This window comes from Lyngbya aestuarii BL J (genome assembly GCF_000478195.2).
Classification (GTDB): Bacteria; Cyanobacteriota; Cyanobacteriia; order Cyanobacteriales; family Microcoleaceae; genus Capilliphycus; species Capilliphycus aestuarii.
The window spans coordinates 31,507-54,223 of sequence record NZ_AUZM01000013.1; the positions used below are offsets into that span (position 1 = coordinate 31,507).

8 protein-coding genes are annotated in these 22,717 nt (G+C 38.1%); 4 read left to right on the plus strand and 4 right to left on the minus strand.

Annotation, left to right across the window (positions count from 1 at the left end; all coding sequences use genetic code 11):
• The first annotated feature begins 363 nt into the window (after positions 1-363).
• Positions 364-5,334, plus strand: a complete 4,971-nt coding sequence (locus M595_RS07790; protein ID WP_023065624.1) for a PAS domain S-box protein — start codon at positions 364-366, stop codon at positions 5,332-5,334.
• Between the two features lie 364 nt (positions 5,335-5,698).
• Positions 5,699-16,408, plus strand: a complete 10,710-nt coding sequence (locus M595_RS07795; RefSeq protein ID WP_023065639.1) for a CHAT domain-containing protein — start codon at positions 5,699-5,701, stop codon at positions 16,406-16,408.
• Position 16,409: 1 nt separating this feature from the next.
• Here the strand turns inward: M595_RS07795 and hppD are convergent, their stop codons facing one another.
• Both hppD and M595_RS07805 read right to left on the minus strand, forming a co-directional pair.
• The gene (gene hppD, locus M595_RS07800; RefSeq protein ID WP_338041644.1) at positions 16,410-17,534 is read right to left on the minus strand and encodes a 4-hydroxyphenylpyruvate dioxygenase; all 1,125 of its coding nucleotides are present in this window, start codon (positions 17,532-17,534) and stop codon (positions 16,410-16,412) included.
• A 61-nt stretch (positions 17,535-17,595) separates the two neighbouring features.
• The gene (locus tag M595_RS07805; protein ID WP_023065645.1) at positions 17,596-18,303 is read right to left on the minus strand and encodes an SDR family oxidoreductase; all 708 of its coding nucleotides are present in this window, start codon (positions 18,301-18,303) and stop codon (positions 17,596-17,598) included.
• 226 nt (positions 18,304-18,529) lie between these two features.
• Between M595_RS07805 and M595_RS07810 the strand changes: the two genes are divergently transcribed.
• The gene (locus tag M595_RS07810; protein WP_023065648.1) at positions 18,530-19,009 is read left to right on the plus strand and encodes a peptidoglycan-binding domain-containing protein; all 480 of its coding nucleotides are present in this window, start codon (positions 18,530-18,532) and stop codon (positions 19,007-19,009) included.
• Positions 19,010-19,218: 209 nt separating this feature from the next.
• Complete coding sequence (locus tag M595_RS07815) at positions 19,219-19,713, plus strand: peptidoglycan-binding domain-containing protein (protein WP_023065614.1); 495 nt, start codon at positions 19,219-19,221, stop codon at positions 19,711-19,713.
• 29 nt (positions 19,714-19,742) lie between these two features.
• On the opposite strand, the gene M595_RS07820 is transcribed toward M595_RS07815, so the two are convergent.
• Positions 19,743-21,167 (minus strand): NYN domain-containing protein, encoded by a 1,425-nt coding sequence (locus tag M595_RS07820; RefSeq protein WP_023065580.1) that lies wholly within the window; start codon positions 21,165-21,167, stop codon positions 19,743-19,745.
• Between the two features lie 105 nt (positions 21,168-21,272).
• Positions 21,273-22,562 carry an APC family permease gene (locus M595_RS07825; protein ID WP_023065626.1) on the minus strand — a complete coding sequence of 430 codons (1,290 nt, stop codon included), beginning with the start codon at positions 22,560-22,562 and terminating at the stop codon, positions 21,273-21,275.
• Positions 22,563-22,717 lie beyond the last annotated feature (155 nt).

Genomic DNA, 22,717 nt, shown 5'->3' on the forward strand with positions numbered 1-22,717 from the left:
CGTTGATCGTTTCAATTGGAGTCAGAGTACCGATTTTCTCTCATCTCTTATCCGGGTGACACAGGAGTTCTTTCTACTTCCTAAAAGTTTAATTTATTCGACAAACTCTATTTATATGTTACAATATTAGAAGTAGATCTTAGGGGTAATCTTTAACCTTTAAGCAAATTAAATTTGATTGAGACAGTTGGATACAACCGTTTAAACTCTATACTTCTCTATTGCTTCAGTCTGTATAAATCAATTTTATTTATTCGTTAATTTCAATTAACAAGTCTATTCTAATCTATAATTAAGTTAATATTCAGATTGGGTAAGATCAAAAACTATAGTCTCCTAAATTCAGGTCAGGGGTTAATTAATATGTCAGATTTGAATTTTCTAAAATCGGTAAAAAAAATATTGTCTTCTGCTTTAGCAGCTAGTTTGATTCTCGGTGCAACGTTGATCTTCTGGCAAAATTTAAAGCAAGAGAAAAAAGCAGAATTTGAATACAATACTCAACTCACGAAAATACATCTAAAAATAGAACTCCAAGATAAAATTAAAGATCGAGTTCTTCTCCTCAATCAAATCAGCAAACAATGGCATTTTAATCCTCCCTCCCGTCTAGAGCGAGAAGCTCAAGCCCGTTTGTTTTTAACAAATACTACAGGCTATCAAGCCATAATTTGGACGGAGAAAGATACAAATAAAAATAATAATCTGATTATCTCGAAGGCCAACAGTGAAATTCCTCCAAAAGACTTAGAATTAGCGGTAGCTGAAGGGGGAAAAATTGCTCAAATAAGCATACAACAATCTGATCAGTTGATTGTTAAACCTCTAATTGATACTCTTTTTAAAGAGCAGTTATTACTGGTTATTATTCCTGATTTTGAGCAAGATGAACTGCAAGAAACAACTCTTGGTATTTTAAGTGTAAATGATTGTTTGAATGAGATAAAAATACAAACGATTGATGAATATATCAACTTCCCTTTTACTGCAACTGATCACAATGATCAGACGGTGATTTGGACATTTGTTAATCCCAACCAAACGGAATGGATTCAAGACATTGATCAAGAGCTAGATCAACAAGTTCAGGAATTGCAGATCGCCTCAAATCTAACCCGACTCACCACTCAAAACACGCCTCTTTCTGATCTGTTATTAGGAGGTGGAATGACGATTTCTTTATTAGCAGGAATCAGTACGTTTCTGGCTCAAACCTCTAGAGAAAAAAACAAACAACTCAATCAAATCAATCAAGATTTATCTGAGGAAATTCACCTAAGAGAAGCTGCCCTTCATCAATATCAAAAAGTCGAACAAGAACGGGATTGCTTATTTTTACTCTCCCCAGATTTATTGTGTATAGCCGGATTCGATAGCTGCTTCAAGCGAATTAACCCCTGTTTTGAAACCACACTGGGCTACACGCAAGCTCAACTTTTAGCTCAACCTCTGGTCACATGGGTACATCCAGAAGATCGAGCAGAAACCCTGATCAAATGGCAAGAATTATTAACCGGAAAATCCATTCAATTTGAAAACCGCTATCGCTGTCAAGATGATTCCTATATCTGGTTATCATGGAAAGCAACTCCCAGTCTAGAAACGAATTTAGTCTATGCAGTCGCTCGCAATATTACTCACCGTAAACAAGTTGAAGCCTTACTTCGTAGTCGAGTTCATCAACAGGCGAGTGTGGCTCAATTGGGTCAATCTGCTTTAACTCAAACCTCACTCAATGAGTTATTTACCGAAGCGGTGACTCTGATGGCGGAAGTTCTCGAAGTCGAGTATACCAAAGTCCTAGAGCTATTACCCGACGGTCAAACCTTGCGATTACGGGCGGGAGTCGGTTGGTTAGAGGGACTGGTGGGAACCGCAACAGTGGGGACGGAAATAAACTCTCAAGCGGGTTATACTTTGCTCAGTCGTGAACCTATAATTGTTGAAGATTTACGCACAGAAACTCGGTTTAACGGGCCTGCTTTACTGCGCGATCATCACGTGATTAGCGGAATGAGTGTGATGATTCGCCTCAAAGATCGAATTTTTGGAGTTTTGGGAGCGCATACCCGCAGCAAACAATTCTTTAGTCAAGATGATGTTAACTTTCTACAAGCGATCGCCAATATTCTAGCAACAGCGGTAGAACAGGTTCAGTCTACTGAACGTTTACAGCTATTAGAACGGGCGATTAATTCTGCTAGTAATGGGATTATTATTACCGATCCAAACCAACCTGATAATCCGATTATTTATGCGAATTCTGCTGTTGAAAGGATCACAGGCTTTGCTACTTCAGAAATTATTGGTCGTAACCCTCGGTTTTTTCAGCAAAATAACCGTAATCAACCGGGGATTGATGAATTAAGAAAAGCGATTGAACAGGCTCGCGAATGTAATGTCATTTTACAAAATTACCGTCTTGATGGAACTCTGATTTGGATTGAACTTTATATCTCGCCTGTATTTAATGATGTTGGAGAGCTAACTCATTTTATTGGGGTTCAAAATAATATTACCGAACGCCGACAAACAGAAGTAGCTTTACAAGCTTCAGAGGCTCGTTTGCGGGGAATTTTAGATATTGCTCAAGATGGGATTATTTCGATTGATCAACAAGATAGAATTCAACTGTTTAATCAAGGTGCGGAACAAATTTTTGGATATTCCTCAGAAACAGTGATTGGTCAGCCTTTAGACCTTTTAATTCCTCAACAGTATCTTCAAACGTATTATTCAGAAAATCTTGATCAGTCTTTGAATAAACCATTAGAAATTATCGGTCGTCGTCAAAATGGAACTGAGTTTCCGGCAGAGGCTTCTGTTTCTAAATTGGAGTTAGCAGAGGGAATATTTTTTACTATTATTTTGCGTGATATTAGCAACCGCAAGCAAGCTGAGATAGATCTGTTAGAGAGTCAAAACCGTCTGAGTACAATTGTTACGGCAATATCTGATGCGTTAATTGTGGTTGATTCTGATGGAATTATTCGTTTTATTAATCCGGCGGCGGAGTCTTTGTTTAACCGTTCTCATTCAGAGCTATTGGGCTACTGGTTTGGTTCGTTATATGGGAAACTGGGTGAAGCAACGGAAGTTAATATTGTAGATATTAAAGGAAACTTGAGCATGGCAGAAATGCAAGTGGTGAACATTATTTGGGAGGGTAAACCTGCAACTTTAGCTTCTCTGCGAAATGTCACTGAACGTTATCAAGCGATGCAACAAGTTCAGCAAACTCGTAATTTTCTCCAAACTTTAATTGATCACTTACCTGTTGCAGTCTTTGTGAAAGAAGGGAAATCTGAACAATTTGGGCAGTTCACATTTTGGAATAAAACCAGTGAAAAATTATTTGGGTTAACCAGCGAACAAGTAATCGGAAAAACGGTACATGAGTTGTTTCCGCCTGAGCAAGCTACACGGATGATTCAACAAGATCAAGAAGCGTTTAACTGGGGATTGATGCTTGATATTTCCGAAGAAATTGTTCAGAGTAATAGTTTAGGAAATCGTATTTTACATACGGTGAAAGTACCGCTTTATGATGATGAAATGGAACCGGAACATTTGCTGTGTATTTGTGAAGATATCACCGAACGTCAGCAAGCGGAAGCTCAATTACGAGAAAATGAACAGTTTTTACAAAGTATTTATCAAGGGGCGGCTGTTTCTATTTTTGTGGTTGATGTTTTAGAAAATGGAGACTTTCGTTATGTCGGTTTAAATCCGATTCACGAACAGCTTACCCAATTCACAACTACACAACTGAAAGGAAAAACACCCGAACAGATTTTACCGCCTTCCTATGCTAAAGTTGTACGTCAACACTATATCGATTGCGTCACAGCTAAAAAGACAATTAGCTACGAAGAAATGATGCCCTTTCAAGAGAGTATTTCTTATTGGCTGACTCAGCTTACCCCGATTTGCGATCGCAATGATCACATTTTTAGAATTGTAGGAACCAGTATTAATATTACAGAACGCAAGTTAGCCGAAGAAAAACTGCGTCATAATGCCTATCACGATTCTTTAACCAACTTACCCAATCGAGCCTTTTTTATGGAGCGTTTGCAGGAAGCAATTCACCAAGTTAAAATTCAAGAAGAATATTTATTTGCCGTTTTGTTTTTTGATTTAGATGATTTCAAATATATTAATGATAGCCTCGGACACGCCGTTGGAGATCAACTATTAATCGCTCTCACCTCTCGCCTCAAAAGCTGCTTACGAAAAACTGATATTTTAGCCCGTTTTGGGGGAGATGAATTTACAATTTTGTTAGGAGGAATTCAACAAATTGATCAAGTTATTAAAGTTGCTCAAAGTATTCAACAGGAATTAAACTTACCGTTTGTGTTAGGGAGTCATCAAGTTTTTACCAATGCTAGTATTGGGATTGCGTTAGTCACGGCTGACTATCAACACCCTGAAGAAATATTACGGGATGCTGATATTGCGATGTATTCAGCAAAAGCGCAAGGACAAGGAAAATCAGCAATTTTTAATCGTCAGATGCACTTAAAAATGCTTGAACGCCTCCAACTTGAAACTGATTTACGTCAAGCAATTGAACAAAAACAATTTCAGGTTTATTATCAACCGATAGTTTGTTTAAAAACTCATAAAATCACTGGATTTGAAGCCTTAATTCGCTGGCAACATCCCGATGGTAATTGGATTTCTCCTGCTAAGTTTATTCCGATTACTGAGATCACTGGACTGATTGTAGAAATTGGTCAATGGGTGTTATATCAGGCTTGTTTACAAATGAAAACTTGGCACGAACAGTTTCCTGATTTCCCGAATTTAACAATCAGTGTGAATTTATCAGGGCGTCAGTTGCGAGAACCCGATTTAGTCGATAAAATTGATGATATTCTCCAAGAAACAGGTTTAAAACATGACTGTCTCAAGCTAGAAATTACTGAAAGTATGTTAATGGATAATCCATCTGCGGTTAAAACTCTATTGAAGCAGATCAAATATCGTCAAATCAAACTCAGTTTAGATGATTTTGGCACAGGTTATTCTTCATTAAGTTATTTACATAGTTTTCCGATTGATACACTCAAAATTGATCGGGCGTTTGTGGTTCATGCTAATTCGGAATTTAAAAATAAAGCCATTACCCAAGCGATTGTTACTCTCGCCCAGAGTTTAGGAATGGAAGTCATTGCCGAAGGAATTGAAACCACAGATCAATTAGAACAACTCAAACAGTTAAAATGTGAATTTGGACAAGGTTACTTTTTCTCCAAACCCCTCGCCCAAGCTGACATTGAAAAGTTGCTTCAATCTACTCAAAAACTCCCCATAGAAAAACAATAAACTCAAAAAACAGAATCAACTTTAGCCGCCTAAATTCCAATCTGTTCAACAGCAAAGCATCCGCTAATTCACCCCATAAATTCCAGCAGAGCGGGGAGTTTGAGAGTTTAGTTCCACCCAAAGTTAGGAAGTTAGGGGGTAAAATCATACCCATAATCAACAACACCTGATATTTAAAGTTTTGTGTATTATTGACAATTTTGGCATGGCATAGGGTAGGATTTGAGCCAGAACAAGAGATCAGGTGCAAACTCAGAAATATAGAGCAAAAACAGTTAATCTTTCTTCTCATTTTCTGCGTTGAAAGGTGATATTGCTTGTTACTGAAAACCATTGTCTGTTGTCATTGTGGGGGAGTGTAATCATGATTTTAATTCGCTTTTTTTCTCCAGTTTTATCCGTATTACCTATTACACTTTTTAGCAGTTTACCCGCTTTTGCAGTTCCCTCCCAACCCACAGAAAATTTTGCTGAAAATTCTGATACTTTTTATCCATTTTCTACTGTTCCGGGTTCTGAAATTCTCCTCGCCCAAGCCATTACCCCCGCAAATGATGGTACGGGAACGGTGGTTACGCCCGAAGGAAATCACTTCAATATTGAGGGGGGAACACGTTCGGGAGATGGAGAGAATTTATTTCATAGTTTTGAGAAGTTTGGACTTGATGAAAGTCAAATTGCTAACTTTTTATCTAACCCTGAAATTCGTAATATTTTAGGTCGAGTTATTGGGGGTGATGCCTCTTTTATTAACGGTTTAATTGAGATGACAGGAGGCAGTTCAAACCTGTTTTTAATTAATCCATCGGGGATTTTATTCGGGCCGAACTCTCAGTTAAATCTTCCCGGTGATTTTACCGCAACTACAGCCAACGGTGTACAGTTTGGTACTGAATGGTTCAACGCCGAAGGGTTAAATAACTATGAAATATTAATCGGAAATCCAACGGGGTTTGCCTTTACAATGGCGACTCCGGGGAGTGTGATTAATTTAGGAACGTTAGCGGTTGAACGGGGAAATAATTTAACGTTATTAGGTGGAACTGTTGTTAACGCTGGACAACTTTCAGCCCCCGAAGGACAAGTAATTATTACTTCCGTTCCCGGTGAAAATTTTGTTAGAATTAGTCAACCCGGACAACTTTTAAGTTTAGAAATTAAACCCCTAATTCCGGGTAGCAGTCAACCGAATAATGGGTCGATTCCAATTACCAGTTTACCCGATTTATTAACCCGAGGCGTTAGCGGCTACGACATGGCGGCAAAAGTCAACCCCGATGGAAGTGTAGAGTTAACCGTTTCAGAGACAACAATTCCCGTCAATTCTGGGACAACTATTGCGTCTGGAGAGGTGGATGTTTCCGGGGAAACAGGCGGAACCGTTGGGGTTTTTGGGGAAAGAATTGGGGTAGTTGATGCTAATATTAACGCCTCTGGAACCAATGGGGGCGGTACGGTTTTAATAGGCGGAGAGTATAAAGGACAGGGAGATGTTCCCAATGCGTTGAGGACGTTTGTTAATCGCAATACGATTATTAATGCGGATGGTTTATTAACAGGAGATGGCGGACGGGTTATCGTTTGGGCGGATGAAGTAACGGGGTTTTATGGGAATGTTAATGTTCGGGGTGGGAGTGAGTTAGGAAACGGGGGATTTATAGAAGTTTCAGGGAAAGAAACGTTAATTTTTGATGGTATTGTTGATACTTCAGCAGTCAATGGAAGTTTTGGGACACTGTTACTTGATCCAAGAAATATTACAATTAATCAAGACCAAACTGCTAATCTAGGTGATGCTGAACTACCTGATATTTTGACAGGAGACTTTGGAGACACAGACATAACAGTTAGTAAAAATGTACTTGAAAGTCAAACGGGAACAGTTATTTTAGAAGCCACAGAAAATATAACAGTTGAAGATGGAATTTCTCTCAATTTTGCAGCAGGGGAAGGTTCCATTACTTTTACAGCAGATGCCGACAATAATAACACTGGTAACTTCTTAATGGATCAAACTCAATTCATTAATACTTCGGGACGAGATCTCACGATTTCAGGAGTAGAAATTAGAACTGGAGGGTTATTTACTCAGGGGGGAAATATTATTCTAACTGCGGGAAATGACACAGCAACTCAAGGCGGTTCTATTCAAATTAATCGTCAAATCAACACATCGGCTGAAGAAGGAACGAATAATATTGGGGGAAATGTTGAACTAAATGCTTTGGGAAATCAAGCCTCAATTAATGTTGATGAGCAAGATTTGGCTGCTATCTTTACAGGAGGAGGAGAGGTTAATATTACTGCGGGAAATAATACAGCAGAACAAGGGGGTTCTATTCGAGTTAATGAGGGAATTAACACAAGACGACTTGAAGAAGAGACTGATAATAATATTGGGGGAAACGTTAATCTAACTGCTTTGGGAAATCAAGCCTTAATTAATCTTGATGGTCAAGGATTTGCTGCTATCTTTACACCAGGAGGAGAGGTTAATATTACTGCGGGAAATGAGACGGCAGAACAAGGGGGTTCTATTCAAGTTAATGATGGAATTCGCACGGATGCTGATAATAATATTGGGGGAAATGTTAATCTAACTGCTTTGGGAAATCAAGCCTCAATTAATCTTGACTCAATTAATCTTGATGATCCAGGAGTTGCTGCTATCCTTACAGGAGGAGGAGATGTTACTCTAGAGTCTTTAGGAAATAATAGCAGAATTCAGATTCAAGTCGATGATGATGGCAACCCTATTAATACAGATAGTGCTGCTATAGATACAGAAGGAGGTAATATTACCTTTAGTAGTCGCCAAAACTCAACAGCTTCTTCTAACGGTGCAACACTAATTATTGAGAGTAATCAAACCTTTAATGCAGGTACGGGTACGATAGAATTTAATAATGTTGGAGTCAATGCTGGTCGAAATAACACTCTCACTCTAACAGCAGATGAAATTAACTTTGATATTAGTGGTAATAATCGATTAGTTTCAGGAAGTGGAAATTTCATCTTAGAACCCTCTACTTTAGATCAAGAAATTACTCTCGGAACAAATAACGACTCTGATAATACTAGCCTCAATTTATCTGAAAATGACCTCATCAGCTTAATTAAAAATGGCTTTAGTTCGATTACAATTGGACGGGAAGACCTTAATGCTAATATTAATATTCAAGGAGATATTGAGTTTTCCGACCCTGTAATCTTAGAAGCGGGTAACGGTTCAATTTTATCTCTTAATAATAGTGGAATTACCGGAACAGATAATGCTTCAATTACATTAAATGCAAACCGTGAAATTAATATTGGAAACCTTCAAACAGATGGAGAAATTATTGAGTTAAATGTCAATAATGGTGCAATTATAACAGGAAATATTTTAACCAATGGTCAAGACTTTACTCTCTCAGTTGGTGATGGGTTTACAACTGAATCAACTCTAGTTCAAACCGGGAATATTAACACTTCATCAACAACAACAAACGGTGGAAATATTACCCTAGATGTTCAGTCGGGGAGTGGAACAGCCACCCTAGAAACAGGTAATTTAATCTCGACTTCTACGAATAGCCAGACAGGAACAATTAATATTAATGCAGGTTCTAATCCTGGAAGTAGTACAATTACAATTGGTAATATTAATCCTTCAATTCAAACAGGTCAGGATGCTGATATTTCTTTCACCAGTATTACTGCAAATGATGGTACTATAACTCAGACTGCGAATGGTTCAACAATTACGTTAAATAACAATCAAACTTTTAACGCTGGAACCGGAAACATTACCCTTGATAATGTTGGTATTGCTACGGGAAATAATAGCCTAAATCTCACCGCAGATGAAATTAACTTTGATGTTGATAATAATCGCACAATTTCAGGAACAGGAAATTTAACCCTACAACCCTTTACCGAAGAACGAGGAATTAATGTCGCCAATTCTGACAATAGCGATACTACAACCCTGAATATAACTCAAGCTGAAATTAACTTAATTCAACAAGCTGAAATTAACTTAATTCAAAATGGGTTTAACTCGATTATTATTGGACGTGATAACAGTAGCGGAACCATTACGGTTGTTAATCCCGTTACTTTTAATGACCCTTTAACCCTACAAACCCCACTGGGTGATATTACCGTTGATGGAACGTTAACCGGACTTGATAATGCTTCGATAACTTTAATCGGTTTAGGCGAAACCACCACACTCAATGCTGATATTATTACGGCTGGAAATCCCATTACAATTAATGATAGCGTTGTTGTTGGAGCAAATACTGTTAATCTTGATACGACTAATTTGAATCAACCGGGTGCTAATATTACCATTCTTGGAACCGTTAACGGAAGCAATCCCAATACAGAAACATTAAATCTCACCGCAGGGGTTGGAGATGTTAACTTTAATAATTCAATTGGTAATTTAGTTCTCCTCTCTCAACTGCAAATTAATAGTGCAGCTAATGTGACATTTAGCAATGCGTTAACCACAGATAATATTACTTTAACGAGCGATGAAATCAACTTCTTGGGAGGAGAAAATTCAGTTACCGGAAACTCTATCACTCTACAACCGAATACTGTTAATAATATTGCCATTGCAGGTTCAACCGATACCGAAACAGCAACACTCAATCTGACAACTACTGACTTAGCCGCGTTAAATAATTTCGATTCTATCTTTATTGGACGGTTTGATTTTAGTGGAAATATTACAATTGAAAACAATGTAGAATTTTCTGACCCAATTACTCTTGAAGCGGGAACAGGTATCATTAGTTCAATTAATAATGGGGGAATTATTGGAACAGATGATGCTTCAATTACCCTAAATGCAGATAGTGAAATTAATGTCGGTCAACTCTCAACTGAAGGCGAAGCAATTAACTTAACTTCTATTGGAGAAACTGGACAAGTCTCCACAGGAAATATTACCACAAATGGCGGTAATCTTAATATTTTAGCGGGGAACAACTCTACAGAAAATTTAACCCCAAATTCGATTACAACCGGAACAATTAATACATCTTCTAATACTGAAAATGGCGGAAATATTAATCTAGATGTTCAGTCAGGAAGTGGAACAGCGACTCTAGAAACAGGTGAAATTAACTCAAATTCTATTAGTGGAAGTGGAGGAGTTGTTAATCTGAATGCGGGTACAAATACGGGAGTGAGTAACATCACCGTCGGAAATATTAATTCATCGGTTAATAACGGTCTCGGCGGAAATATTACTTTCAGTAGCTTTATCGGACGTGAACAGCAAGAGTTGAGTTTAGATGGTGCAAATTTAACTTTAAATAGCAACCAAACTATTAACGCCGGAACCGAAACCATTACCTTTAATAATGTGGGTGGGGTCGCCGGAAACAATAATTTAACTCTCACCGCAGATGAAATTAATTTTGACATTAGTGGCAATAATCGCACCATTTCGGGAAGCGGAAATTTAATTCTACAACCCTTTACCGTTAATCAAAATATTGTGATTGATGGAACAGACAGCGAAGCGTCTACAACCCTAGATTTAACCTCAAATGAACTTGCATTACTTGAAAATGGTTTGAGTTCAATTACCATCGGAAGAATCGACTCATCGGGTACAATTACGGTTGCAAATAGCGTGACATTTAATGACCCGATAACCTTACAGTCTCCCAACGGTTCTATTGATATTGGCGGGATAATCACCGGAATTGATGACGCTTCTATTACTCTCAATGCTAACTTAATTAATCTCAGCGAAGCGATTACAACGAATAACCAAAATATTACCATTCAAGGTAATGAAATTAACCTCAGTGGAAACACAACACTGGATACTGATAATACAGGTGGCGGCGATATTTCAATTAACGGAAATGTTAACGGAAATTCAGATATTAGCCTAACAACTGGAACCGGAAATATTAGTTTTTTAGGGACAATAGGGGAAACTCAACCCGTTGGAAATATTACCGCGAATAGTAGCGGAATTACTGACTTTAGCGGAACAGTTAACGCCAATAGTTTGACAACAAATACAGGCGGTTCTACTCAACTTAACGGAAATGTAACTACAACAAATAACCAAACTTATAACGATGCGGTGAACTTGTTGGGTGATGTGACATTAGATAGTAGTAATGGGAATGGAAATCTAAACTTTACATCAACAATTGACGGAAATTTTAACTTACAACTCAACTCTGGTACAGGTAATATCACGCTCGGAACTATCGGAGAGAATCAAGCTTTATCTTCTCTAACCGTTAATAGTCAAGGTGAAACTAATTTAGGTGGAAATATTACCACAAATGGTTCCGATGGTGTTGACTTTGAAAACGCTGCAACTGTTCAATTAAGTGATAATATTACTATTGATACAAGTTCAGGAAATGGAATAATTAACTTTAGTCAAGCAAGCATTAATGGAAATTTTGACCTAGAACTTAATGCAGGTAGCGGTGAGATAAACTTAGGAACAGTCGGAAATAATACCCCGCTTAATTCTTTGACTCTTACAACCACTGGTTTAACGACTTTAAATAATAATCTAACAACAAACAATAATATTGACTTCACTCAAGCAACAGGGGGAACTCAACTCAATGCTGATGTTATTATTACCAGCAATAACGGGAATATCTCATTTGAAAATAGTCCGATAACCGGAATAGGAAATCGCTTAACTCTGGATACAACCGGAGAAATTTTTATGGATAATGTTGGCGAAAATAATAATGAAATAAGAGGAATTACCATCACCAATGCGAACATTGTTAATCTATTCGGTAATATCTATACAGATGGCGGTATTAACTTTCCCAGTGTAACAACAATTAACCTCAATAGTGATACAGTTACTCTCGAAACCGATAGCGATAATGGAAATATTAACCTTTCGGATGCTTCTGTTGAAGGAAGTGGCGGATTAATTATTAATGCAGGAAATGGTCAAGTTAATTTAGGTACTTTTGGTAATAGTATTCCCCCTGAAAGTTTAACTATTAATACATCTGGCTTAACCACTCTCAATGGTAATCTCACAATTAATAATAATATTGATTTCACTCAAGCTACAGGTGGAACACAACTTAATGCTGATGTGCTAATTAATAGCAACACCGGAAATATTTTGTTTGAAAACAGTCCAATCACTGGCACCGGAAATAACTTAACTCTAGATACATCAGGGAATATTTCACTTGATAATGTTGGTCAAACAGGTAATGAATTAGGAGAATTAACGATTAGTAACGCCAATATCGTTGATTTATTTGGCGATATTTTTACGATTAATAATCTAGATTTTACGGGTGCATCAACTGTTAATATTGCGGAGAGTTCAGTAACACTGCAAACCAATAGCGGAAATGGAAATATTAACTTTTCAGGTGTTCCAATTGAAGCCACCGAACCTGAAAACCAACTCATTCTTAACGCCGGAAGTGGTAACATTACTTTCAACAGAGTAGGAACTAATATTCCTCTAAATTCTTTATTGATTAACACCGACGGTCAAACGAATTTAGGCGGAAATATTAATCTCAGTGGCGTTGATGGGATTACCTTTGAAAATGCGACCAATATTGTTTTAATTAATGATGTAATTATCAATACAACTTTAGGAAATGGAAGCATAAACTTTAATAATGCTACCATTAATGGTAATTATAACTTGGAACTCAATGCGGGAACGGGTAATATTACATTGGGAACAGTCGGAAATAATATTCCTTTAAATCTTTTATCCATTAACACCAGTGGATTAACGAATTTAGGCGGTAATATTACAATCAGTGGAACTGATGGAATTACCTTTGAAAATGCAACAAATGTGGTTTTAACCAATGACGTTCAGATTGATACAAGTTTTGGAAATGGAATTATTAATTTTGGAAATGGAACAGTTGATGGTAATTTTAATTTACAACTGAGTGCGGGTAATGGTAATATTATCTTGAGTACATTCGGAGACAATGAGAGTCTGAATTTACTCGATATTCAAACCACAGGAATAACAACCCTTAACGGTAATCTCACAACAAACGAGAGTATTAACTTTACTCAAGCAACGGGTGGAACTGAACTTAATACTGATGTTATCATTAATAGTAATAATGGCAATATTGATTTTAATAATAGTCCAATCTCAGGAACAGGTAATAATTTAATCCTGAATGCACCCAACGGAAATATTATTTTAGATGCAGTCGGAAGTTCAGGGAATGGGTTAGGTGAAATTACAGTTAATAGCAGTGGAATTACTCAATTTAACGCCACGGTAAACGCCAGTAGCTTAACCACCGATACAGCAGGAATAACTGAACTCAACGCTGATATAACGACAACAGGAGAGAATGGTCAAAACTACGGTGATGCAGTGAACATCTTAAATAATATTACTTTAACAGGTGACGAAATTAACTTTAATAATAATGTCTCCGGTGAGAATACCAGCTTAACGTTACAGCCTTTTAGTTCAAGTTTTCCTGTTGAAATTGGAGGAAATAGCAATAACAACTTGAGTGTTTTAAATTTAACAAATACTGAACTAAACTTTTTACAAAATGGCTTCAACTTAATCACAGTTGGGAGCAATAACACCGGAACAATTACTGCTGCTGGAAATGTATCATTCCGCGACCCCGTTATCTTGCAGTCGGGAACAAGTTTTATTGAAACAACCGGATTTACAATTACAGGAACGGATAACGCAGCCATTACTCTCAACGCCAATCAAAATATTAATGTCAGTAATATTATTAATCCTAACGGTAATATTAACTTCACGACAAATAATGGTTCAATCAATGCTAATAATTTATTGGGTCGTTCGGTTAATTTAACCACAGGAGGAGGTAATATTACTCTCAATTTGAATCAAAATTTTTCTTTAAATAATCCCAACGTTCAGACCAATGGGGGGAATTTTAGTATTAATAGTCCGGCTTTAATTCAACTGTTAGGAAGTGGAAATATTCAAACAACAGGAGGAAATATTACCCTATCGGCAACTAATATTAATAGTGAAATTGATTTTAATTCTAATAATTATCAAGGTCAAGGCGGTAACATTAATTTAACTGCAACAGAGGGAACAATTTCTACAGCAAATTTGAATAGTTCTGGCTTAACAGGAGGTGATATTACGGTTGTCGCTCCGACTGCAATTATTACCGGAGAAATCAATAGTAGTGGTAGTATTGATGATGGTGGAAACGTAATTATTGACCCGGTTGGTGATGTTGAAGTTGAGTTGATTAACGCTCAAGGTGGGCCGAATGGTCAAGGGGGAGATGTACTTCTTGAATCAACAGGTGGATTTGTTCGAGTAACTCGATCTTTTATCGATCAAAATAACATCAATGCCAGTATTTCTACAGCAGGTGGACAGGGAGGAGGTTCGATTACAATTCGACATCAAGGGGGGTTAGCAAATGAACCAATTGCTAGCTTTGAAGTGGGAAATACCAACCTAACTGAGAATGATAATGGTACAGCCGCAGCTATTACAACAGGTGAATTTACGATTAATTCTGACAACTCTTTTCCTGAATCTTTTACAGTGGGAAATATCGCAATTCAAACTGATGATATAGATGTAACACCAACCCCAACACCAACCCCAACACCAACCCCAACACCAACCCCAACACCAACCCCAACACCAACCCCAACACCAACCCCAATTGAACCCACTCAACCCGAATTTCCTGGCGATATTTTACCGCGTCAAGACCCTGTTAACCCTCTACCCATTTCTGCTAGTCTTCCTTGTAGTCCGGTGGATGCAGGAGTTTTAGCAGTTGAACAGGGATATACTCAAGATTTTGAAGAATATTGGGGAATATCTGCGAGTAAATCGGCAAAAGGTTTACTAGAAACTTGTGATGCTTTGAGTCAAATTGCCGGAATTACAGGGATTAAACCTGCTGTTATTTATGTTAACTTTGTTCCGGTTGAATATGACATAGAAGCTCAAGAAAATCAGGTCAATGTGATTGATTCTCCCTCAGAAAAACCCGCTCAAAATGGTCGTTATCAGCTCGAATTAGTAATGATTACTGCCGAAGGTCAACCGATTCGGAAACGAATTGCGGGGATCACTCGCGATCAAGTTTTAAAACAACGAAACTTTTTCTTTAGAGAAATTTTTCCAACGAGTCGTAGAGGTAGTTTTTTACCCTATGCTCAACAATTTTATCAATGGTTGATTGCTCCATTACAAGCTGAGTTAGAGGCACAAGAAATTAATAATCTAGTCTTTATTATGGACGAAGGATTACGTTCTTTACCTTTAGCCGCTTTACATGATGGTGAACAATTTTTAATTGAAAAATATAGTGTGGGACTTGCACCGAGTTTGACATTAACTGAAACTCGTTATAGTGATGTTAAACAAGCTCGTGTTTTGGCGATGGGTTCAACTGAGTTTCCCGCAGATTCTAGATTAAATGACTTACCTGCGGTATCAGCAGAAGTCAATATTATTACGGATAATTTATGGAATGGAGAATCATTTTTAAATGAAAACTTTACAATTGAAAATTTAAAACAAGAACGAGAGGCGACACCTTTTGGTATTGTTCACTTAGCAACTCATGCAGAATTTAGGGCGGGACAACCGAATAATTCTTACATTCAATTTTGGGATAATAAACTAAGACTTGATCAAGTCCGAGATTTAGGATGGAATCAACCTCCCGTGAAATTATTAGTCTTAAGCGCTTGTCAAACGGCTTTAGGAGATCGTGAAGCAGAGTTAGGTTTTGCAGGTTTTGCGGCGCAAGCAGGAGTAGAATCTGTGATCGCAAGTTTATGGAAAGTCAATGATCAAGCCACATTTGCACTCATGGTTGATTTTTATCAACAATTAACCCAAGCGCCAATTAAAGCCGAAGCCTTAAGACAAACTCAAATTGCTTTATTAAGAGGAGAAGTTCGGATCGAAGGTTCACGTCTAATTTTACCGGATCGAGAAATAACTTTACCTCCAAAATTTGCTAACTCTGGAATTGAAATATTTTCTGACCCTCAATACTGGGCTGCATTTACAATTATCGGTAGCCCTTGGTAGTTTATAAGCCTTTCATACACTCAGAATTAGGCTGTTGATTTGAAGACTGACTTCTTTTAATTTGTTCCTGTTCCATTGCTTCAAATAAGGCTTGAAAATTACCTTCTCCAAATCCTTCGGCTTCAACAAAATTTCCATTCACCCAACTGGTTCTACGTTCTATAAACTCAAAAAAGAATGTGGGTTCATCAAAAATAGGCTGTGTGAAAATTTGTAATAACATTGCGTCTGAATCTGACATATCAATCAGGATTTCATACTCTTGAATAGTTTTCCAATCGGCGGGTGATAACTCATTTTTATTTAACTGTTTTTGTAACTGACTATAATAGAAAGGAGACACGGAAATAAACGGTAATCCCTGCTGTCTCAACTGACCAACGACTTGAATAATATTTTTAGTTTTCAACGCAATATGTTGAATTCCGGCACCGCGATTAACATCTATAAATTCCTGAATCTGTGATTTTTCTGATGTGGGTTCATTAATGGGAAACTGCACATTTTTATGTTCATCGACTAAGACTTGACTATGCAAACCAGAACGCTTTGTTTGAATATCAAATGTCTGTTGAGATTTAAATCCAAGAACCTGTTTATACCAGTTCACAGCCGCTTGTAAATCTCCTGAATTGACATTTAAAACTACATGATCAATACCGACAATGTGAGAATAAACTTGAGAATAGGGAATAGGAAAAGGAACAGAAGGAAGCAATTTCCAGTGAGGATGATTTGGTCGTTCTACTAAAGTATGATGTAACCCACCCCAGCCCACAATAGTAAACCATTTGAGGACACTATTATCAACAGAATATTGTTGAATCGGTTGCATCATTTTAACCCCTTCAACTTTCATTCGTTGAGCCACAGAGTCTATATCTTCAACTTGAAACCCTACATCGACAATACCAGATGGATGTTGATGCAAATATTGAGCCACCGGACTCGCATCTGTGACCGGAGAAGATAACAGAAAATACACCGATCCCTGTTGTATAATTTCTGTATGAGTATCAGAATTTGTCACGCATCCCTGAGCTTGAAACCCTAATTTCTGAATAAACCAATCCCGTGATGCCTTAGCATTGGTGACATAAAAATGTAGATGATCAAACTGCATCATAAACTCCCACTATTTGGTATTTGGAATTAACGTTCAATTCCTCATTCCCTATTCTTTATCACTAAAAGAATAAATGACTATCGGGTTGAATATTAATCTCCATTGGAACAGCCTGAGGTTCGGCTGAGAGTGCAAATAAAATTGCATCGGCTGCCGTTTCAGAACTGAGCATTTTTGAACGATCAACCTTTAAACTAACACTATCCCAAAAAGGAGTATCAACCCCCCCAAGATAGAATAATGTAAATTTAATTCCATATCGGCGCATTTCATCAGCCATACACTTACTAAAGCCAACCACTCCAAATTTAGAAGCACAATAAGCACTTCCCATTGCCATCGAATGTTTTCCTAAAATCCCAATTACATTACAAATATGACCGGATTTTTGCTGTTTCATGATATGAGCGGCAGCTTGAGTCGTATAAAAACTCCCCTTGAGATTCAAGTCCAACATTCTATCAAGGTCAGAGGGTTCGATTTTATTCCACTGTTTGAGAATTCCGGCGCCGGCTGCATTGACCAAAATATCAATCTGGCCGAAGTGACTTTCGGCTTTTTGCATCAATCCTTCAACTTGCTGCGGGTCAGTGATATCAGTCGAAACCGTCAACACGTCTGGTGTTCCCAATTCTGAAGCTAAGGTTTCCAATTTATGGCTGTCTCTGGCGGCCAACACCAGTTTGACCCCGGACTGGACTAACTTTCGGGCGACGGCTGAACCGATTCCACCTGTTCCCCCAACGATTACCGCTACTTTGTCTTGCATTTCGTTACATTTCTTAAAACTCTTTTCTTAGTATAGTCACAACCGCCCGAGTCGGGGAAAGACAAAAGATAAATTTCTTCAACTTCTGAAAAATAAACCCCATCTGTCCCTCAAATTAATGACAATATTCTGATTTTGCAAAGATTCACTCAAAAAAGTGACTGTGCAATGGATAAGCCAATGATTAGATTAGAACTATGAATATAAATCCATAGGAAGGTTAAAGATGCAAACCACAGCTTTTTATCCGAAAACGATTCAATCTCTACCGATTTTGCGTCGGGGGAGTCAAGGAAAAACGATTAAAAACTTGCAAGAACGCCTCAGTATTTTGGGATATCAAATCTTGATTGACGGAGTTTTTGGTTTGAGGACTGAAGCAACTGTCAAAAAATTTCAAACAGAAAATCGATTACTAGTAGATGGTATTGTTGGGGCGGAAACTTGGAATACTTTATTGAAAGCGACTCGCGTTCCTTTTGAGGCTCTACAATCTTTACCGATTCTCAATTTTGGAAGTGTCGGAAATGATGTCATTCGCTTACAAAATCGTCTGAATGATTTTGAGATTAATTTGCTGGTTAATGGTATTTTTGCCTCAAAAACAGAAGGAGCTGTTAAACAATTTCAACGCCGTTTTGGGTTGGCTGCTGATGGAATTGTTGGGCCTTTGACATGGAATGCTTTACTGCATGAATTCTTTTAGTTATGAATTAATTTCGCTTAAAGTAATCCTCTAAAATAGCTTTTTTCTTCCTTTTATCTATCTTATCTGGTAGAGATGAAGGAAGATTTTTGTTTTTAGAGAGGAGTTCAGAGTGAACTCAAAAAACAATTACATAAATGAGTGACTACCCAATCCTTTTAAGATTAACTATATTAAAACTATACAAATAATTTCAGGAAAGATTAATCATGCAAACATTCAGTATTTCTTCTGCAACCGTTAAGTCTTTACCTATTTTACGGTTAGGTCAAACGGGAGATGATGTCACCTATCTACAAAATCGCCTTAATATTGTGGGTTCAAATCTCAGAATGGATGGAATTTTTGGTTCTGATACTGAAATAGCAGTGAAGCGGTTTCAAAGAGATAATGAGTTAATCATTGATGGAATTGTAGGGTCGCAAACTTGGAGAACTTTATTAGAAATTACAACCGCCCCGTTAGATAATCCTGATGATGATTTCCCTATTTTAAAAGTAGGAAATACTGGAAAAAGTGTTTTTGAGTTGCAAACTCGTCTGAATAATATTGAGGCTAATTTAGTTGTTGATGGGGTTTTCGGGCTGAAAACATTAGAAGCTGTTCAGCAATTTCAACGTAAATATGGATTAGTAGCAGATGGAATTGTTGAGTCTAATACTTGGAAAGAAATTCTGAATCAAGAGTTTTTATATATGGATTAAGTCAACAGATTTTTTACCGATTTTTTCCTTTATTCTTCTTCTGAAGATGAGGGAAAATTTGGCGTTAGTAAACACACAGTCCAGCCTCTTTCTGTTTGTTCTAACTCAAAAGAACTACACATATCAATAAATTTGGGGAACTTACCTCCCGGCTGAAGTTGTTTAATCACTTGGGTAATGGCTTGACCGTACTTTTTATTAAAATAACTTCCTAAGATTGATAACGAAATGCAACGACTGGTGGTTTTAGCTGTGAGTTCTTTAACAATCTCAACGAGAGCAATTTCTAACTGTTCAATTGATTGAATGGTAACTAAACCATTGGTTGAATTTTCGTCCGCAGGTGTTAACTCATCTTTCGGATATGCGAGTTCAAATAAGGTGACATAGGTTTGGGACTTTTCGGAAGGCTGATGAATGGCAAAAATCTGCGGGTTATTAATAAAGATGTCTCTGGCTTTGGATTCGGGAAAATGGGCAGAAACAACTTGACTAATTGTCATTTTGTAGGTATCTTTATAGAGGGAAGAAAGACGCGAGAGTTTAATCCATTGGCAATGAATGCGCTTTTGTTCAGAGCGGGTTAAGTCCTGTAATTGCACCAAAAATTTATCTAACGAGGGAATATCGCTAGAGGATGTTAAATCAAATTGTTGAGTTTCCCCGGTTCGATTGTCAAACACCAAAATTTTATCTTTTTTCTTCTTGACTTGATAAACTGTTAACCCATGAGCTTGTAGCGTATTGCACAGATGAGTTAACGCCCGATCAGACGAACAAACTAAAACTTCTTGAGCTGTGGGATAATAGACGAAAATAGAAGAACCAACTGTCGCCATTTTTAAATCAGCACTATCTTTTCCAGGCGGAACATGAATGAGTTGATACCCTCGCTGATGCAACTCAACATCTTTTTTTCCCATGCTACGCCAATTGGCAAAAGCCACTTTAATTTGCAACGGACAAGTACAAACACTTTCTAAAAATTTCTCGGTTTCGATATCCAATTGGAGATTTTCCACATCCAACAACAGAATACTAATTCCACTGGTTGAAAAACTGCGCCCATTGAAATAGAGTTGTTGAGGGTTAATTTCCCCAGGATGTGGATAAGGAGTCAGTTTAGGGTTTGGATAAATCAGTTGTTCGAGTTGGGCAATGACAACCTGATATTCCGAGGACTGAATAAATTCCGAACTCAGCAAAACCTTGAGAAAATTTTGAACTTTAGCCCGTAATTTCTCAGGCGGCTTGACCTGACTCAACCCTTGAGAAATCTTCTGGAAAAAGATAGACTCATAGCGCGGTTGATGCCAGGGAATATTTTGGTAGCGAGGATTCAGCCATTGAGGATGCTGCTTCTGGAGTGAAACCAGAGTTTGATAAAGGAAATGGCAAACTGTATCGACTACAGTAGAATCATTAGTCCCAAGTTGGTGATTTGGATGGGGCATGACCCTGCAAGTCCGATCAAGATATCTGATGCTCTATTCTTTAAGAGTAGCACGTTGGGCGACGGGAATGCGATCATGTCCAAAAAACTCACCCCACTTTCGGGCTTATTGAGGCTGAAACCCCTGAAAAATAATGCGCCACAACCAGCCAACCGCAACTAATCCTAACCCGACTAACCAAATTTGCCACTCTACCCAAAATGCCAGAAAAAAGCACGACACTAGCCCAATCACTGCTATCGGCTTCGGATAAAGACGTCCTTCCGGCGGAATTTTTAACGCGGCAAAATTCGTAATGGCATAGTAAATCAAAACATTAAACGCACTAAATGACCATGTTGTTTTCACATTCCCAATCAACACCAACACCCCAATAATCACCGCAACAACAATCACCGCAATCGTCGGAGTCGTTTGAGAAGGGTTGAGTCGGGCTACTTGACGAGGCATATCCCCCCGTCTCCCCATCGCCAACAACACCCGCGATAACCCCAAAATCAAATTCAGCAACACCCCCAACATCGCCGTTATCGCCCCAACTGCGACAACTTGAGGAATTCCCGGTATTCCAAACTGACTCGCCGCCACTTCCAACGGCGCCACCTTTTGCGTCGCATCACTCAAGCCTTCAACCCCAACTGCGGCGACTCCCACGACAGCCACCGTCAAATACAACAACATCGTGACAATCATCGTGGTGATCATCGCTTTGGGAATAGTCACTCGGGGTTCACGCACTTCTTCTCCTAAAGTAGCAATACGTCCATATCCGGTGTAGGCAACAAACATTAATGCAGTGGCTTGTAATAAAGCGGCGATGGGATTTTCCGCCGTAAAAAAAGGCATTAAATTATTAGCTGCCGTTGGAGATAATGCCGTTGGTAAACCCGTAAAAACAAACACCAATAAGGAAAATAATGTCAACGAAACAATCCCTAAATTGGCTAGATTAGAACGACGAATACCATTTAAAACAATGATGGTAATCGCCAAAACTGCAATTAAAGCCGTCGGTATCAATAACCTATTATCCAAACCCAAAGCGTTGAGAAAATACCCTGCAAATCCTAACGCCGCCGTCGCCGCCGAGGCACTTTTTGCCAGCAAAAACATCCAACCTGCGGTAAAACCAAAAATAGGATTGAGATATTTGTAACCATATTCATAAGTTCCGCCACTCACGGAATGATTAGCCGCAAGTTGGGCGCTGCTTAACCCATTACATAAAGCAACCATTGCCCCAATTGCTACTGCTAAAATAACAGACGGCCCGGCAATTCCCGTTGCAATTCCAATACTGACAAATACCCCCGTTCCAATAATTGAACCTAACCCCATTAAAGTGGCACCAAAAACCCCAAGTTCTCGTTGTAGGGATGGCATTTGACCTGACATTTAGCAACCTCTCCCAAAAATCATTAATTGATTATAATCTCATTTCATTAACAGCAGGTTAACACTGACAATTTTTGAGGGAGTCGAGAGGAGTCTAATTATAATTTAATAATTTTGATTATATAATTTTAAAAATTTATTTTAAGATAAAAAAC

Excerpts from the sequence above, each read along its gene's own strand:
- M595_RS07790 (WP_023065624.1), top strand. The coding sequence starts at position 364 with ATGTCAGATTTGAATTTTCTAAAATCGGTAAAAAAAATATTGTCTTCT.
- M595_RS07795 (WP_023065639.1), top strand. The coding sequence starts at position 5,699 with ATGATTTTAATTCGCTTTTTTTCTCCAGTTTTATCCGTATTACCTATT.
- hppD (WP_338041644.1), bottom strand. The coding sequence starts at position 17,534 with ATGATGCAGTTTGATCATCTACATTTTTATGTCACCAATGCTAAGGCA.
- M595_RS07805 (WP_023065645.1), bottom strand. The coding sequence starts at position 18,303 with ATGCAAGACAAAGTAGCGGTAATCGTTGGGGGAACAGGTGGAATCGGT.
- M595_RS07810 (WP_023065648.1), top strand. The coding sequence starts at position 18,530 with ATGCAAACCACAGCTTTTTATCCGAAAACGATTCAATCTCTACCGATT.
- M595_RS07815 (WP_023065614.1), top strand. The coding sequence starts at position 19,219 with ATGCAAACATTCAGTATTTCTTCTGCAACCGTTAAGTCTTTACCTATT.
- M595_RS07820 (WP_023065580.1), bottom strand. The coding sequence starts at position 21,167 with ATGCCCCATCCAAATCACCAACTTGGGACTAATGATTCTACTGTAGTC.
- M595_RS07825 (WP_023065626.1), bottom strand. The coding sequence starts at position 22,562 with ATGTCAGGTCAAATGCCATCCCTACAACGAGAACTTGGGGTTTTTGGT.